Origin of the sequence: Paenibacillus faecalis, from assembly GCF_900289175.1 — a bacterium.
In the GTDB taxonomy this organism is placed as follows: domain Bacteria; phylum Bacillota; class Bacilli; order Paenibacillales; family Paenibacillaceae; genus Paenibacillus_AQ; species Paenibacillus_AQ faecalis.
The window spans coordinates 4,699,980-4,716,483 of the sequence record NZ_LT985747.1 but is presented as its reverse complement, the minus strand read 5'-3'; the positions used below and the strand labels follow the sequence as shown (position 1 = coordinate 4,716,483).

The following is a 16,504-nucleotide window of genomic DNA, read 5'->3' as shown; positions in this document are numbered from 1 at the left end:
AAATGAAGTTCGATTTTTCAAATAAAGTGGCAATCGTTACGGGTGGCGGCGGCGGTATCGGCCAATTAGCTTCTATAGAACTCGCCAAACTGGGAGCTAAAGTATCTGTTGTTGATTTAAACCCCGATCTCGGAACACAAACGGTCGAGACGATTAGAAATAACGGCGGAGAAGCTATGTTCATTAAGGCTGATGTATCCAGCGAAGACGATGTAAAGAACTACGTCAAGGAAACGGTAGATGCATACGGTACAGTTGACGTATTCCTGAACAACGCCGGATGGGAAGGTATGATGAAGTCTCTAGTCGATTACCCGGTAGAAAGCTTCGACAAAGTGATGAATATTAACGTGCGCGGCGTCTTTTTAGGCCTAAAACATGTACTGCCGATCATGACGGCACAGAATAGCGGAACGATTGTAAATACCGCCTCGCTTGCAGCATTGCAAGCCACTCCCAATCTTTCCGCTTACGGTGCAAGCAAGCATGCGGTGCTCGGATTAACGAAAACAGCAGCCGTTGAATCCGCTCCACATGGTGTTCGCGTAAACGCTGTATGTCCGGGTTTCGTGAACACCCGGATGTTCAACTCGATCTCGGAAGGACTCGCTCCGGGAGCTGCCGAGAATGTAAAACAGAAGAGTGTAGCATCAGCTCCTAACGGAAGATACGCTGAACCAATAGATATTGTACAGACGATGATCTATTTGGCATCAGACTTATCTAGCCATATCGTGGGTCAGGGTATTGTCATCGATGGCGGCCGGATACTTATTTAATAGACTCCTCTTTGCAGTAGAAAAATTCAAAAATCACCAATATCTTAAGATGTTGGTGATTTTTTTATGATAAATTCAATCTTCAGGTTCAAGGATTCTAATCCCCCATCCCATAAACTCACGCGGCGGTACCCCCGTAAAAGATGACAAAGCTATAGTTTATAGAACACATTATGGATAAACTATTGGTTATCAGCAGTAAAAGCACGGAGTCATAACCGCCTGTGAGCATTCACAGCTAACGTTATATATGGGAAGGGAGCAAGTGGCATGGAGAAGGAGTTTATGTTGGCAAGTCAGCTGCTGACGATGCTGGATTCAGAGGATCGCTGGTTCACTTTGGCTGAAATTGAAGAGCAGATCGGTGTTTCAGATAAAACCATCCGTAAACTGATCGATGAGACTAAAAAAGAATTACCCCCGTCTATAAAGATTGAAATATCACGCGGAAAAGGCGTACTGCTTCAATATGAGAGACGAAATATAGCGATCGGCGAAGTCATCTCCGCTATGTTCAGACAGAAAACGTTCTTTCAATTGTTTGATTTATTGTTCGCTGAAGGCGGCCGCTATTCATTGGAGGAACTGGCAGATAAACTGTTCATGAGCTCATCATCCCTCAAGAAGTTTATTATCCGCCTAAATAACTCTGGATTAAAACATTATAATCTGCGCCTTACATATGCTGCCCCTGATCTTAAAGGGAAAGAAGTCAACATTCGCTATTTTTACTGGAGACTATATTATGATGCTTACGAGTTTTCCGGATGGCCGTTTCCCAATATAGACGATTCCATAATCCATCAATTGATTACGGATGTAGAAGCGGATAAGGATATCGTTTATTTTCTCAATTCCAAGAGAGGACTGTCTTTTTGGGCAGCCATTATCATCACGCGAACGCAGATGAAGAAATACGTTACCGTTCCTTATGGAAAATATGATTGGAAGAACAATATGTTTCACATATCCATGATCAAATTGGCGGAGGCGCTTGAGCAGCATTTTTCCGTTCACTTGCCCCAGGATGAGATACGATTCTTTCAAGCGTTGTTCAGCCACAATCAATACAACTATTATGATGAGGCCAAAAAGGCAGCGATGTTATCCATAGAAAAGGAAAAGCTAACCCGTCTCACAGAGGAAAAATATCAGATGGTGAATCATTTTTTAATGTTTGCACTAGAGGCTTACCCAGCTATTGATGCAACAGATCGACTCATCTGGGAGATCAGCGAATTTTTTGAGAAAATGCTTGTGGAAAATGCCATTCCGGATTTTGTATATATCTCAACAAGCAGCCTAACCGAATATGTCAAAAGAGAATGCCAGCCGATGTATCAAGGCATCTGGGCTTGTATGAACCGATTGGGGCAGATTTATCCCGAAATAATGTATAACGAATACCACTTAACCAAATTGACATTGCTGGTCAGTTCCAGTTTGCGCTATAAGAGCAAGAAGGCATTTCTTTTAATTGGTGAGGAATTTTCCATTCGGCATTATGTTGCCAAACTGATCAAGCAAGACATCGGGGACGAGCTTACGATCAACACTTCCATTCTCGAAGAATTGACCGATGAGCAGATGCAGCAGCATGGTATTGACTTTGTCATCAGCAACTTCCCTGTTGAGTTGAAAACCGTACCGATCGTGATCATTTCTACGATTCCAACGAAGCGGGATTTGGACAATATCCGCAAGGAACTCATGTAGCGAAGGTACGCTCATGGTTGAATTTTTCCGTTACGCTCCGTAACTATTTGGTCTTGGTTGTTCCTCTTATTCTTATTATGATGAAGTCAGATAGAGAATAAAGCGCTTTCTTAAAGTCAGAGAGCTGGAGGAGGAGCATATGAGCATTCACTTAGGAGCGAAAAAGGGAGAAATCGCTGAGCATGTTTTACTTCCGGGGGACCCGCTTCGGGCCAAGTTTGTAGCAGAACACTTTTTGGAGGAGGTGTATTGTTACAACGAAGTGAGAGGAATGTACGGTTTTACAGGAATGTATAAAGGAGTGCCCGTCTCTGTACAAGGCACGGGTATGGGCAACCCGACTATGAGCATTTATGCCACAGAGCTGATACAGGATTACGGGGTCAAAAAGCTAATTCGAATCGGTACCTGCGGTGCAATGCAGCCAGAACTTAAAGTTCGTGACATCGTGTTGGCACAGGCTGTATCTTCCGATAGCAATTTGATGGAAAAAATATTTTACGGCTGCAACTATGCACCTACAGCGGATTATGGAATGTTAAGCAAAGCCCATCAATTGGCTCAAGATAAAAAAGTCAACGTGTTTGTCGGAAATATTTATAACTCGGATGAGTTTTATCGGGAAACGTTAGACCGACTGCACAAGTTCATGGAGTTCGGTGTACTGGGCGTCGAGATGGAGAGCGCCGCGCTGTACACACTCGCTGCTAAATATGGCGTTAAAGCGTTATCGATTCTAACCGTTGGCAGCCATCTTTTAACCAATGAACGCTCTTCCCATCAAGATAGTGAACAATCATTTAACGATATGGTGGAGATCGCATTAAACACAATTTTAGACGGCGCTGTCTCGGACAATGATCATCAGTAACTATACTTTAGGGGGAATAAATCGTGGCTAACAAAAGAGGTCTCAAATATGATTTTTCCTTGCTTGCCATTTTGTTAATACCCATTGGAATCGCTATCAATTTTGTCGGAGCCCAGATTGTTATGCTGTTGAAGCTGCCGATCTTCTTGAACACGATTGGAACGATTCTAACCGCAATGATTGGTGGTCCTTGGGTAGGTATGGTAACAGGAGCAAGCACCAACCTCGTTGTTGGTATTACCAACCCGGTCTCATTCGCCTTTACACCGGTTCAGATGGCTGTCGGTTTGGTCGTTGGTTTCCTGGCCATGAAGGGAATGTACACAAATATTTGGAAAGTTATTATATCATCATTAATCGTCATGTTTACCGTATTGATTGTCGCATCCCCGATTCAGGTCATCATGTTCGGTGGAGCCACAGGTAACTCCTCCGATGCTGTTGTAGCTACATTCCTAGCTTCGGGTCAACAAATTTGGACAGCTGTGTTTTCTACCAAAATATTAGTTGAAAGTTTCGACAAAATTTTAAGTAACATCATAGCGTTCGGCATCGTCATGAAGATGTCCCCAAGATACTTGTCCAAGCTGAATTATGGCGCAAACTTCATCAAAAAGAAAGCTTAAACTATTCCATGCGCTTTAAAGGAGGGAGAGCTTGTGAGTAACGAACGGACCATATTGAACCGACTATATCCTACGACGAAGTTTATGATTACGTTAACTTTATGTTTGGCTGCATTTATTGTACCAGGATATTGGTTCAGCTATTCCATTCTTCCAATATGTATGGTGCTGGCGTTCTTCGCCGGCTCCTTCAAGGAATTTTCAAACCTGGCGATTAAAGCTCTGCTCATGATCGTTGTATTTATCTTTATCCTGCAGAGCTTTTTCTACCCTGGCACAGATATTTTGTGGAGCTGGAGCATTTTCTCCATTAAACGCGAAGGACTTGAATTCGCCCTGTTCTTAACATCCAAAATCGTTGCAGTCGCCTCAGCATTTATTCTGTTCTTCCGGATCACCAAAGTAAAGGACCTGGTCAATGCACTGGAGCAAGTCGGGTTACCATCCAAAGTAACCTATGTCATCCTATCGACACTTCAGCTAATACCGGAGATGAAAAAGCTGACCCACATCATTATGGATGCACAGAAAACCAGAGGGGTTGAAACGGAAGGGAAACTGCTCGTTCGTATGAAAGCTTTCTTGCCAACCCTTAGCCCGCTCATTCTTGGTTCCATTGCAAGTACAGAAGAACGGGTGTTAACTTTGGAATCCAGAGCTTTTTCCGCGAACGTTAAGAAAACAAGCATATACAAGCTGGAAAAAACAAAAAATGACCGGCGTGTACAAGTGCTGCTAATTGTACTACTTGTTATCTTGATCATCTGGAGAGTGACATTATGAGTAGTATAACGATTAGAAACTTGTCGTATCAGTATCCGATCAGCGAGTCCGACGCTCTAAAGAACGTAAATGTAACGATTGAAAAAGGAAAGCTGTATGCGCTCGTCGGAGCCAACGGAGGCGGAAAAACAACGCTGTGCAATGTGATACGCGGCTTTATTCCTCACTTCTACAAAGGGGATTTGCGCGGAGAAGTATTGATCGAAGGCAAAGACATTCGTGAGTGGGAAATGGGTGAACTTTCGCAGAAAATCGGCTATGTGTTCCAAAATCCGTTTACGCAGATCAGCGGCGTGAAGGATAACGTGTTTGAGGAAATCGCCTTTGGCCTTGAAAATCTGGGGATGGATATCGAGCGGATTAAAGAGAAAGTCAACAATGTCATTCAGATGCTGGAAATTGATTATTTACGAGATAAAAATCCGTTTGAGCTTTCGGGCGGACAAAAACAGCGGGTAGCCCTTGCATCCATTATCGTAATGGAACCGGATGTGCTGGTCATTGACGAACCTACCTCACAGCTCGACCCGAAAGGGACCGAAGAAGTATTCAAGATTATTGAAATGATGAAGAACAAAGGAAAGACGATCATTCTGGTCGAACACAAAATAGAGCTGATCGCTGAATATGCCGACCACATCATCTTGATGAAGGACGGAGAAGTAGTGATGCAAGGCGAAACAAAGCAAATTCTGACGGATGAGCGAGCAATCGAACTGGGTTGCTCCCTGCCCCAATATTCCATGTTCGGGCTGGAAATGCGCAAGCGGAACCTTGATCTTGGCGGTATACCCGTAACGGAGCAGGAAGCCCTTGCCTTCGTGAAGACATGGTTGGAAAAGGAGGGTAAAGCATGAGTTTTCTCACTTTAACCGACGTCTCTTTTGCCTATCCTAACGGCTATAAAGCAGTCGAGAAGGTCAACATGTCGTTTAAACAAGGAGAATCGGTAGCCATTGTCGGTCAGAACGGTGCCGGAAAGACGACAACCGTAAAGATGATGAATGGCTTATTGAAGCCATCTGAAGGAAATGTGATCGTAGACGGCTGGAATACGAGAGATTACACAACCGCGCAAATCTCAAAGAAAGTCGGTTATGTGTTCCAAAACCCGGACGACCAAATTTTCCACGATAATGTATATAGCGAGATCGAATTCGGGCCGCGCAAGCTTGGTCTGCCGGAAGATCAAGTCAAAGCCAACGTCATGAAGGCGGCAGAGCTTGCAGGCGTCGTCCCTTTCCTGAAGGATAATCCGTATAACCTGCCCTATTCCATGCGCAAGTTCGTCACGATCGCATCCGTAATCGCCATGGATTCCAGTGTTATCATTCTGGATGAGCCGACAGCCGGTCAGGACCTCCCTGCGATGGAGCGGCTGTCCAACATGATTAACGTGCTGAGCCAGGAAGGCAAAACCATCATTACGATTACGCATGATATGGAATTTGTCGTGAATAACTTCGAACGGGTTATCGTGATGGCGAACCGTCAGGTGAAAGCTGACGATCATAAACGGAACATCTTCTGGAACCTTCCCGTACTGGATGAAGCGATGCTGAAACAGCCGCATATTAGCCGGCTCAGCAACTCCCTTGGCATAGGGCATAAAATTTTATCCGTACCGGAGCTTGTGGACGAGCTTGAAGCGCGAGTGTTCAAAGAGGAGTGAGAAGATGGAGCAAGTGCAGCGTATACTGATGGACGTAGATACCGGTGTGGATGATGCCCTGGCGATCATCTTCGCCGTAAAGTCAAAAAAACTTCACATTGAAGGTATGACAACGGTATTCGGCAATGTGGATGTAAAGCAAGCGACGGAAAACACGCTGAAGGTGCTCGATTTAGCCCAGCCCTATTATAAAATTCCAGTCGCCATGGGGGCAGATTACCCGTTATTCCGTCCGAGAAGAGAAGCGGTGACCGCCATTCATGGCATAAATGGACTGGCTGGATATGAACTGCCTGCAACGAGCCGATTACCAATCGATGAGAGTGCGGCAGACTTCATTGTTCGAGTCGTCAATGAACGGGTAAATGACCTGACCCTGGTCTTCACAGGCAGGCTGACAAACTTGGCGATTGCACTTGCGAAGGACCCGTCGATTGCCCAAAAGACAAAGCTCGTATTGATGGGCGGAGCCATCAAAGTGCCCGGCAATACAACGCCTGTAGCCGAAGCCAATATTCATGGCGATCCCGAAGCGGCGCACCGCGTATTCGAATCAGGTATTCCGATTACGATGGTAGGCCTTGATGTAACCGGCAAGGCAAAGTTCAGCGAGACTCATTTTCACCAGCTCATGACGGGCATCACCGATGAACAGGCGGAGTTAAAAGCATTTATGGATCATATCTTTACGTTCAGCTTTGAAGCAAGCGATCGGTTAAATGAGGGCAAATATCGACTAATGCATGATCCACTGGCATTAGCTGTCGTGGAAGATGCCAGCCTGGTCCAGACAGAAGATTATTACGTGCACATTGAAACCAAGGGGCCTCTATCCTCGGGGGCGACCTTAGTCGATTTCAGAAGGCCGCAGCTGCGAAGCAATGCTTCGGTGTGTATGCAAGTACGCGCGGAAGACTTCCTCCAGCACTATATTCATACGGTCTTGTCATAACGCCCGGGGAAAGGAGAAACCATATGCAGCGCGTATTATTAGATGTAGATACGGGAATTGATGATGCTTTAGCAATCGCTTATGCCGTGCGCTCTTCAGCATTGGAAGTCATCGGGATTACAACCACCTTCGGCAATGTATCTGTAGACAATGCAACACAGAACACACTCCATGTATTGGAACAGCTTGATGCAGCGGATATTCCTGTGGCAAAAGGGGAAGCCGCTCCCTTGTTTCATCCTTTATTCAAATCATATCCATCCGAAATACATGGAGAGGTTGGGCTCGGCTTGTGGTCTGCTTCAGAACCTGCCAGCAAGCCTGTTTCAACACCTGCTGGCGCGTTTATCGTAGAACAAATTAAACGATATCCGAATCAACTGACACTGATTTGCGTCGGGCCGCTGACAAACCTGGCAACAGCCATCATGCAAGCACCCGAAATAACTTCACTGGTGCATCAAATCATTATCATGGGCGGAGCCGTCAAAGTAGCGGGTAACCGTCAAATGCATGCAGAAGCCAATATATATTCCGACCCGGAGGCGGCCCAATTTGTATTTCAATCCGGAGCACCCATTACGCTCGTAGGGCTTGATGTAACGATGCAAACCGAACTTAACTCAGAAGACGTTCGCCGCTGGAGGGAGCAGGATACCCCATTAGCGACATTTCTGGCTGACGTTACTGAATATTACATCAACGGATACAAGAAATTATATCCGGATCGTGAAGGCTGTGCTCTGCATGACCCACTGGCGGTAGCAGTCGCGATCGATCCAAGCCTGGTAGAGATTCAACCCATGGTCCTTCAAGTTGATCTAGAAGGTGTTCATTCTTACGGAAGAACGGTGGCTGATTTGCGGGAAAGATGCACAGCTCCGCCAAACGTTAATGTCTGTGTTGGGGTCGAGGCGAAGCGATTTCAGGAACATTTTCACCGAACGATTATGGAATAATCCGCATATGAAGGGTGAGCGCTAGATTGCGCCTGCCCTTTTTATTTTTTAAGGCACCTGCCCCCTTCATCCGTCTCCCATTTTTTATGCTCATCTCATGCGATTCCATGAATTCGGCCTAATTATCGTATCTATCCTTACGGTATACTAGGGTTATATCCACAACAAAGATAGGATTGAGAGGTCACAAACATAATGGATAAACTATCGATCGGCCGCATGGCTGAATTGAATCACACCTCTGTACAAACGCTGCGCTACTATGACAAGCTCGGTCTATTAAAGCCGGAATGCGTAGATCATAGAACGGGCTACCGTTATTATGGAATCAAGCAATGTGCCAGGCTGGATATGATCAACTATATGAAGTACTTAGGCATGTCCCTCGACAATATCAAAACATGGTTTGATCACGAAAACGTAGAATCCATCCCTGAAATGCTGAGACAGCAAGCGGTTCTCATTGACTGCAAAATGAAAGAACTCGATCAGATGAAAAAAGCCGTCCAAGTCAGCATCAAAAATTACGAGACTTATATGAGTGCTCCGGATGACGGGCATATTGTACTGCAACATATTCCGTCCCGCAAAATCTACTGCTACGACAGCAAGGTTAATATTTATGAGAACACGCTTGAAACGTATGAATACATACTGCGCGAACTGCGGACCCAGGCGATCGTGAACCATTTACCGATGGCTTATTTTTGCAATGTCGGCTCCATTATCCGGCAGCGTACACTGGAACAAGGCGATTTTGTATCAACAGAAGTGTTTCTATTCGTAGATCCTGATTTTGAAAAACAGTCCGGTGTGGAGATCATTCCTGAGCACGATTATCTATGCATATACTGCAGCAGCTTCTTTCATGAACGGGAGTATGCCGGTAAACTATTCGACTATGTGAAGAAACACGGCTATGAAATAATCGGGGATTACATATGTGAAGTCGTTGTGGAACTTCCTGTATTTCATCATGATGAACGAAATATGTTTATGAAATTACAAGTTCCGGTTAGAAAAGGTTGACTCTATAGCAGCTATAGAGTTTAAGATCAAGACATAGGAGCTCCTGACATGATATTTCCATCATACTTTGTGAAAATAATAACAATGTGGGAGGTTGTTCATTGTGAAAGAAAGAATTAGAGTCATTCAATACGGCTGCGGTAAAATGGGAAAAGTGTTTCTTCGATACCTGTATGAAAAAGGTGCCGAAATCGTAGGTGCGATCGATATGAATCCGGACATCGTCGGCAAAGATATCGGTGAAGTGGCAGGCTTGGACGTGAAGTTTAATATTCCTGTCCGCTCCGACGCTGAGCAAGTATTTAAAGAATGTGACGCGCAAGTGTGCGTAATTTCCACAACCAGCTTAATGACTGATACGTATGACGCATTTGAATTGGCAGCTCGTTACGGCGTAAATGCCATTAGCACATGTGAAGAGGCGTTCTATCCTTGGACAACCTCCCCAGCGCTCACGAACCGGCTGGATCGGCTTGCCAAAGACAACAACTGCACCTTGAGCGGTTCGGGGTATCAAGATGTGTTCTGGGGCAATCTGATTACGGTACTGGCGGGTGCGACCCATGAAATTACACGTATTGAAGGCATGTCCAGCTACAACGTGGAAGAGTACGGCATTGCGCTTGCGGAAGTTCACGGAGCCGGCTTGACCCTGCAAGAGTTCGAAGAGAAAATAGCCAGCAACAACGATCTTCCGTCCTTTATGAGGAACGCTAATGAATGGCTATGCTCCCAGTTCGGGTGGACCATTAAATCCATGGATCAAAAGCTGATTCCCATGACGCATGATAAAGATCTTTATTCCACTACACTTGGAAAAACGATCCCTGCCGGCGATGCCACAGGTATGTCAGCCGTAGTTACCACCGTCACCCATCAAGGCCCGGTCATTGTGACGGAGTGTATCGGTAAAGTTTATGCTGAAGACGAAGTGGACCACAACGATTGGGTCATTAAGGGAGAGCCAAAAACAGAGGTGAACATCGCTTGCCCTGCAACGGTAGAGCTTACATGCGCAACGACCGTTAACCGCATCCCTCAATTGCTTGAGGCTCCAGCGGGTTTCTACACTTCTGAAAAGATGGCCCCGGCACAATACCGGACATACCCTCTTCATTATTACGTAAAATAAAATAAAGAAAAGGCGACAAGAGTACAGCTGTCGCCTTTTGTATTTCCTAAAGAATGATTTGATTGGACCTACTCATTTGTTTGGCAATCGCATTCCACTTGGTTCATAATAGTAATATCAGTATGATCTGTTAACCTGTAGAATGTAGAACACCAAGGAGAAAATATGATGACAGAAATGATCGATTGGAAACATGGGGCCTATGGCCAAACATTTATCGCTTCTTTTAGCGGCGGCAAAGATAGTGTTCTCGCTCTGTATAAGGCGATGAAAGTTGGAAAAGCGATTGGACTTATCGTGATGCTGGAGGAAAAAGGACAACGATCCCGATCCCACGGAATGCCGCCAGAGATTATTCGTGCCCAGGCTGATTCGATCGGTCTGCCCGTATACACAGCAGCTGCAAGCTGGGATGATTATGAGACGGTCTTTATAGGCCTTCTGGAAAAAGCAAAAGCTCAAGGGGCAAAGGTGCTTGTCACCGGAGATCTGGATATGCCAGTGCAAGACTGCTGGCATGATCAAGTAACGAGAAAAGCCGGGCTAAAACTGGCCATGCCTCTCTGGGAAACGAATCATAAAGAGGCCGTTGACGAATTTATCAACCTAGGGTTTAAAACCGTTGTTGTTACGGTCAATCTATCGTTAGGAATGACGGAGGACGATTTAGGCCGTACATTAACTCCTGAATACGTTAAAGAGCTTGAAGACCGCGGGATTGATCCCTGCGGAGAAGGCGGAGAGTTCCATACGACCGTCATCGATGGACCTATTTTCAAACGTCCTGTTCCCGTTCGCAAATGCCGTATTCTGAAGCATGGTGAGTATGCCTTTTTGCCGCTAGAGTTGGATGAGACGGCTAAAAAACGATAGCCTGACCTTTCGGGGGCGAAACTATATTGAATCCGTTCCTTATTTCGCTTTGAAACCGTGGAACAATGTCTCTAGCACAAGGGATGCTGCTGATTTCCTGGCGATAACCCCCTCCTGAACCTGCTGCCAGGTAGCAAAGAAAAGCCAGTACATGACATTCAAAATCCATTCACTGCTCATATCCTGCCGAAGATGGCCTTTTTGCTGCAGCAATTGAATGGCGCGCCGTAACGGCTCCTTCATGTTCTCCTCCGCTTCAGTCATCTCAGAGCTGCAGTTTAGCGAGGCTTCATTCACCAAAAAATAGATTTTGTCCCCTAATGGAATCAGCGCCTCCACCAACTCTGGAATAAAGTTTTCGATGTGGTCCTCGTCCATCGGAATTCGATTGATCGTCTCCCCAACGACCTGCACCGCTCTTAAACCCAGCTGCAGCATCAGCTGTTCCCTGCTCTCAATGTATCGATGCAACGTAGCGATACCGATGCCAGCATAAGCTGCAATCTCATTCAGCGATGCTGTAGGCTTCTCGACCAATATTTCAGTAGCGGCGTCCAATATGGCGTTAAGCCTTGCTTCCTTCATCGCTGATCTGGCATTTTTCATCGTTTACATCCTTCTTTCTGATCATGTTCTGCTATTTCGATTTTCCAATCGACTTGTTCATATAATGCAACGCTTTAAAGCCTGCCTTTGATGTAATCAAGCCGAATTTTTTCGTGTCGGTATGAACGAACCCGATTCGTTCATACAGCTTGCGGGCTTGGGGATTCGTATCTACGACCTCCAGCACAAGGTTGGTCTTGCCCATATCTGACGCAATTTCCTGAACTTTCTGGAGCAGATAGCTTCCAACGCCCAACCCACGGGCCTCGCCTGAAACCGCAAGCCAATCGATCCGCAGTTCATGCGCTTCGGGGCTTCCAACAAAAAATTTGTATGCTTTAAAAGCAACAAATCTCCAACTTGCTCCAAACAGCCCGAACGTTTTCTTAAATAATCTGAATGTTGCGTCAATATAGGCCTCCTTGTCCCTTTGCAACCCAACTATACCGATGACTCGGTCCGCTTTGAGCACATAAAGGCCGTTTCGGATCGTCAAGGCTCTCGTCAGAAAGGAAACGGCTTTCTTTCGACTGCCCGTAAACAGCAACAAGTATTTTACTTTGTACTTGAAAGCGTCGTAATGAATTTCCGCTGCCTGCTCAACCTGTTCCCTTGTCAGTTCATTGGTAATCGTCAACTCCTGATGTTTATCCAATCTGCAAAACCCTCCTTAAAGAGCTGCCACCTACGAATATATGTGTCTATTGCAGGCCCTTATTGATACTTTAATAAATCATATGATAGTATTTACTATCATATGATCGTATCTTAATTTATTTATAAAGTGATTTCAACTTTTCAAAACGCACATTGAACAAAAAAAGACACTCCCCAAGTCCACTAACTTCAGGAGTGCCTCAATAATCCGTGTTTTTTTAAATTCGAATGTCCACAGACTTATGCTCTGTACGCTTCTCGCTCTCTTCCTCGCTGCCTGACTTAACGCCTTGCAACGCACGATTGATGTCTTCACCTTTCTCTTCGTCAGCTCTTGCGCGGCTTGCCTCTGATTCTTTTTCCACCTGCTCTGTCGATTCTGTGATGTTGTCTTGTACGCCTCCAAGCGCTTCCCCAATACTCTTATCCAAATCGTTCATTTGACCTTCAATCTCAAGGGCTCTATCGCTTTTTCTGGATGAAAAATAGCCCCTGTCCGCATCCTGCTTGATCTCCTTGTTGAGAACACGTAATTCCCGTTCAAGACCGCTCTTCGTTTTGCTCATCACTTGGGCCTTCGTATAAGTCAGATCAGCCATCAACACGCTGTTTAGCCCCGCCATCTGCCCCTGGCCTTGCTCTTCCAGTGCTGGATTGGCATTGGTTTCTTCTTGCTTGGAAACCTCTTCACTCTGTTTCTTTTGCATCAATTTCTCTGTCTGCTTCTGCTTGATCTGTGAATCGACCTCTTGCAGCTGACTCTTCAAATCCTTGATTCGAAGCTGCTTCTCTTTCATGTCCATATTGCTCTCAGTTGTCTTATGAATTTGCTCCTGAAGCTGGGATTTCAACTTCATTAACTGCTGAATCTCGCGATCCATTGGATTAGCCAAGGAGCTGCTCGAACCCTTCAATGCATAAGTTCCGCTGTTAGTTGCAGCCGATGAGGAAATATTCATAACATTACCTCCGTAAATATTTGTATATTTACTATACTTATCGGCTTCAATTCTTTTTAATTTACATATAAAAGCTGATATCCTCAGAACTGTAACTATTTCATGTTCACTTTGTTAGTCCTTCATAGATCGTCTTGATGTTCCACTCCATCATCTTGATGTAAGTGTCGCCGTCTTCGCCAGGCTTGCCAAGAGAGTCCGTAAAGACAGTTCCGACAATCGGTATGTCAGTTTCTCTCGAAACCATTTCCATACTGCGAGGGTCGATACTCGATTCAACAAACAAAGCCGATATCTTCTGCTCGTTAATCATATCCACAATCGCACTTACCTGCTCCGGTGTGCCCTGATTCTCCGAGTTAATCTCCCATATATATCCGGCCTCAAAGTCATACGCTTCACTGAAATATTTAAATGCACCTTCACTTGTCACCAAAACCCGCTGCTCTTTTGGAATCAAGCTGTATTGTTTTACAGCATTTTCATGAAGTGTATTCAGCTGCTCGATATACGCCTTGGCGTTTTGCTCATAGGTTTCCTTATGCTCCGGATCAACCTTGATCAAGGCGTCCCGAGCATTCTCTGCGTACTTGATCCCATTGCGAACATCCAGCCATGCGTGCGGGTCCTCTTCGCTCTCTTTTCCTTTTGTCGTCAAATATTTGGGAGTTACCCCTTCACTGAGGCGAAATACCGGAGCATCGTCACCGGACTTGCCTGCGGTCTGCATCAGATTATCGAACCATGAATTTCCGGCCTCAAGATTCAACCCGTTATAAAACACAACATCAGCGTCGGTCGTTTTTTGCACATCTACGGGCAGCGGATCATACTCATGGGGATTGGAGCCAATCGGGGCAAGGCTATGTATCTCCACACGGTCCCCCCCTACATTTTTAACGATGTCATACAAAATAGAGTACGTCGTAATGACCTGAAGCTTACCATTATTGGATTTGGCAGATGGGGTCGCATTTTGCGGAGAACCGCAGGCAGCCAGCATAGCAATAGATAAAAGAAATACGATACCAAGATTCAATTTTTTCATAAACAGACTCCTTTATTTTGAGAGTTGGGCCCGCTTTTGACGCGCCAATATAGATTTCCATACAACCCCGTGCTTGCGGGAGAAGAAAAAAGCAAACAAAAAGAAAACAGTCGCCACAATCACGATGGTAGCACCCGATGCCAGATTATAAGTAAAGCTGAAATACAAGCCGACAATCGAAGATATCATGCCAAAGGTTCCAGCCAGTAAAATCATCACCCACAACCTGTCCGTTAAAAGATACGCTGTCGCGGCAGGGGTAATCAGCATCGCAACGACCAGAACGATTCCTACCGTTTGTAAGGAAGCAACCGTAACCAGTGTCAGCAAAGTCATTAACAAATAATGAATCAGCTTGTTCGGCAAACCGTAAGCAGCTGCCATTGTCGGATCAAACGAAGTGAGCAGCAACTCTTTGAAAAAAGCGTACACCGTCACGATGACAATTCCGCCGATACCAACGGTGATCCACATATCTGACGGCCGTACAGCCAGCACATTCCCGAACAAAATATGATACAGATCGGTACTGCTCTGTAATAACGTGACCAGAACGATCCCCAGTGCAAACGCAGCGGTGAACAAAATACCGATCGCCGTGTCGTTCTTGATCCGGCTGTTCTGACTGACATAGCCAATGCCAACAGCCGTAAGAACCCCGGTGAGGACAGCCCCGACAAAAAAATTAATGCCAAATGCGTATGAGAGGGCCACCCCAGGCAGCACAGCGTGAGAAATGGCATCCCCCATCAGGGACATCCCCCGCAAAATAATAAAACTGCCGACAACTCCACAGATGATTCCTACCACAACAGAAGTAAACAATGCTTTTTGCAAAAATTCATACTGCTGGATCGCTTGCAAAAATTCCATCATAACGCTACCTCAACCTCCTCCAGAAAACGCAGCTGGTGAGCGTAAGCTTTGGACATAACCTCTTGGTTAAGGACGTCCCCGACATCGCCGTACTCAATTAATTCCTTGTTCAACAAGAGAAGCTGGTCGAAATAGGAATTGGCTTTGCTTAAGTCATGATGTACGACAACGATGGTCTTTCCTTCCTGCTGCAACTCCTTCAGAATATGAACGATCGTTTCTTCGCTAGCCACGTCGATCCCGACAAAAGGCTCGTCTAGCAGCAGCAACTCCGGCTGTTGAACTAAAGCACGCGCTAGAAATACACGCTGCTGCTGACCGCCGGATAGTTCTCCGATCTGACGGTTTCGATACTCCGATAGCCCAACCTTTGAAAGTGACTCCAGAGCCAATGCTTTTTCCCGCTTCCTCGGAAACTTGAATAGTCCAAGACTCGGATAAGTACCGATCAGAACGGTATCCATAACCGTGATCGGGAACGTCCAATCGATATTGCTGCGCTGCGGGACATAAGCGATTCTTTTTCTCACTTTATCCAGCTCTTCCCCGAAGAAACGGACGCTTCCCTTATCTTTCTTAAGCAGCCCCAGAATACCCTTGATTAACGTCGACTTTCCCGCACCGTTCGGGCCAATAATGCCAACCATACTGCCTTGTTCAATCGAAAACGTAACATCCCGTATGGCTTCGTTGCCATAGTAAGAAACATGAAGGTCCCTGACCTCTACAGCACTAGTCATTTCATTTTCACCCCTTGAAAAACCTGATAATCCTTGCCGCTAGTGGAACGACATTTTTTATTTACCCAAGTTAAATAATATGTACCAGGCTAATAATGTTTCCCTTGTACAACAAAATAAACGATTTGTTTGTTTCTGTCAATCATGATTTTGAAATTTTCATTGTTGAATACGCCTGCCTCTTCAAAAAACATCCAAACAATAACTTATCTTGATTTATCCTCAT

General features: G+C 45.4%; 18 protein-coding genes. 12 read left to right on the top strand and 6 right to left on the bottom strand.

Going from position 1 to position 16,504, the window contains the following annotated elements:
- Positions 1–2: 2 nt before the first annotated feature.
- The 12 genes from C8268_RS22055 (at position 3) to C8268_RS22000 (ending at position 11,392) form a co-directional block, all read left to right on the top strand.
- Positions 3–779: an SDR family NAD(P)-dependent oxidoreductase gene (locus C8268_RS22055; RefSeq protein ID WP_106769675.1), complete on the top strand. Its 777-nt coding sequence runs from the start codon at positions 3–5 to the stop codon at positions 777–779.
- A 270-nt stretch (positions 780–1,049) separates the two neighbouring features.
- Positions 1,050–2,495, top strand: a complete 1,446-nt coding sequence (locus tag C8268_RS22050; protein ID WP_106769674.1) for an AcpB/EbpR/MafR family transcriptional regulator — start codon at positions 1,050–1,052, stop codon at positions 2,493–2,495.
- Between the two features lie 139 nt (positions 2,496–2,634).
- Positions 2,635–3,366 carry a purine-nucleoside phosphorylase gene (gene deoD / locus C8268_RS22045; RefSeq protein WP_106769673.1) on the top strand — a complete coding sequence of 244 codons (732 nt, stop codon included), beginning with the start codon at positions 2,635–2,637 and terminating at the stop codon, positions 3,364–3,366.
- Positions 3,367–3,389: 23 nt separating this feature from the next.
- Positions 3,390–3,992 (top strand): ECF transporter S component, encoded by a 603-nt coding sequence (locus C8268_RS22040; RefSeq protein ID WP_106769672.1) that lies wholly within the window; start codon positions 3,390–3,392, stop codon positions 3,990–3,992.
- Positions 3,993–4,025: 33 nt separating this feature from the next.
- Positions 4,026–4,775 (top strand): energy-coupling factor transporter transmembrane component T, encoded by a 750-nt coding sequence (locus tag C8268_RS22035; protein ID WP_106769671.1) that lies wholly within the window; start codon positions 4,026–4,028, stop codon positions 4,773–4,775.
- Positions 4,772–5,632, top strand: a complete 861-nt coding sequence (locus C8268_RS22030) for an energy-coupling factor ABC transporter ATP-binding protein (RefSeq protein ID WP_106769670.1) — start codon at positions 4,772–4,774, stop codon at positions 5,630–5,632. The genes C8268_RS22035 and C8268_RS22030 overlap by 4 nt, the downstream gene beginning before the upstream one ends.
- Positions 5,629–6,447 (top strand): energy-coupling factor ABC transporter ATP-binding protein, encoded by an 819-nt coding sequence (locus tag C8268_RS22025; protein WP_106769669.1) that lies wholly within the window; start codon positions 5,629–5,631, stop codon positions 6,445–6,447. The genes C8268_RS22030 and C8268_RS22025 overlap by 4 nt, the downstream gene beginning before the upstream one ends.
- A gap of 4 nt (positions 6,448–6,451) precedes the next feature.
- Positions 6,452–7,399 carry a nucleoside hydrolase gene (locus C8268_RS22020; protein WP_106769668.1) on the top strand — a complete coding sequence of 316 codons (948 nt, stop codon included), beginning with the start codon at positions 6,452–6,454 and terminating at the stop codon, positions 7,397–7,399.
- A gap of 23 nt (positions 7,400–7,422) precedes the next feature.
- Positions 7,423–8,358: a nucleoside hydrolase gene (locus tag C8268_RS22015; RefSeq protein ID WP_106769667.1), complete on the top strand. Its 936-nt coding sequence runs from the start codon at positions 7,423–7,425 to the stop codon at positions 8,356–8,358.
- A gap of 195 nt (positions 8,359–8,553) precedes the next feature.
- On the top strand, positions 8,554–9,387 hold the full coding sequence (locus tag C8268_RS22010; RefSeq protein WP_106769666.1) for a MerR family transcriptional regulator: 834 nt from the start codon (positions 8,554–8,556) through the stop codon (positions 9,385–9,387).
- A 103-nt stretch (positions 9,388–9,490) separates the two neighbouring features.
- On the top strand, positions 9,491–10,519 hold the full coding sequence (locus tag C8268_RS22005; protein ID WP_106769665.1) for an NAD(P)H-dependent amine dehydrogenase family protein: 1,029 nt from the start codon (positions 9,491–9,493) through the stop codon (positions 10,517–10,519).
- 168 nt (positions 10,520–10,687) lie between these two features.
- A complete protein-coding gene (locus C8268_RS22000) occupies positions 10,688–11,392 on the top strand; it encodes a Dph6-related ATP pyrophosphatase (RefSeq protein ID WP_106769664.1) in 705 nt (234 codons plus the stop codon).
- Between the two features lie 39 nt (positions 11,393–11,431).
- On the opposite strand, the gene C8268_RS21995 is transcribed toward C8268_RS22000, so the two are convergent.
- From C8268_RS21995 to C8268_RS21970, 6 genes are all read right to left on the bottom strand, one after another.
- A complete protein-coding gene (locus C8268_RS21995) occupies positions 11,432–11,998 on the bottom strand; it encodes a TetR/AcrR family transcriptional regulator (RefSeq protein WP_106769663.1) in 567 nt (188 codons plus the stop codon).
- Between the two features lie 31 nt (positions 11,999–12,029).
- Complete coding sequence (locus C8268_RS21990; protein ID WP_106769662.1) at positions 12,030–12,653, bottom strand: GNAT family N-acetyltransferase; 624 nt, start codon at positions 12,651–12,653, stop codon at positions 12,030–12,032.
- Between the two features lie 220 nt (positions 12,654–12,873).
- Complete coding sequence (locus C8268_RS21985) at positions 12,874–13,614, bottom strand: FlxA-like family protein (RefSeq protein WP_106769661.1); 741 nt, start codon at positions 13,612–13,614, stop codon at positions 12,874–12,876.
- Positions 13,615–13,720: 106 nt separating this feature from the next.
- The gene (locus C8268_RS21980) at positions 13,721–14,662 is read right to left on the bottom strand and encodes a metal ABC transporter substrate-binding protein (RefSeq protein ID WP_106769660.1); all 942 of its coding nucleotides are present in this window, start codon (positions 14,660–14,662) and stop codon (positions 13,721–13,723) included.
- A gap of 12 nt (positions 14,663–14,674) precedes the next feature.
- A complete protein-coding gene (locus C8268_RS21975; RefSeq protein ID WP_106770067.1) occupies positions 14,675–15,535 on the bottom strand; it encodes a metal ABC transporter permease in 861 nt (286 codons plus the stop codon).
- Positions 15,535–16,278 carry a metal ABC transporter ATP-binding protein gene (locus C8268_RS21970; protein ID WP_106769659.1) on the bottom strand — a complete coding sequence of 248 codons (744 nt, stop codon included), beginning with the start codon at positions 16,276–16,278 and terminating at the stop codon, positions 15,535–15,537. The genes C8268_RS21975 and C8268_RS21970 overlap by 1 nt, the downstream gene beginning before the upstream one ends.
- Between the last annotated feature and the right edge of the window lie 226 nt (positions 16,279–16,504).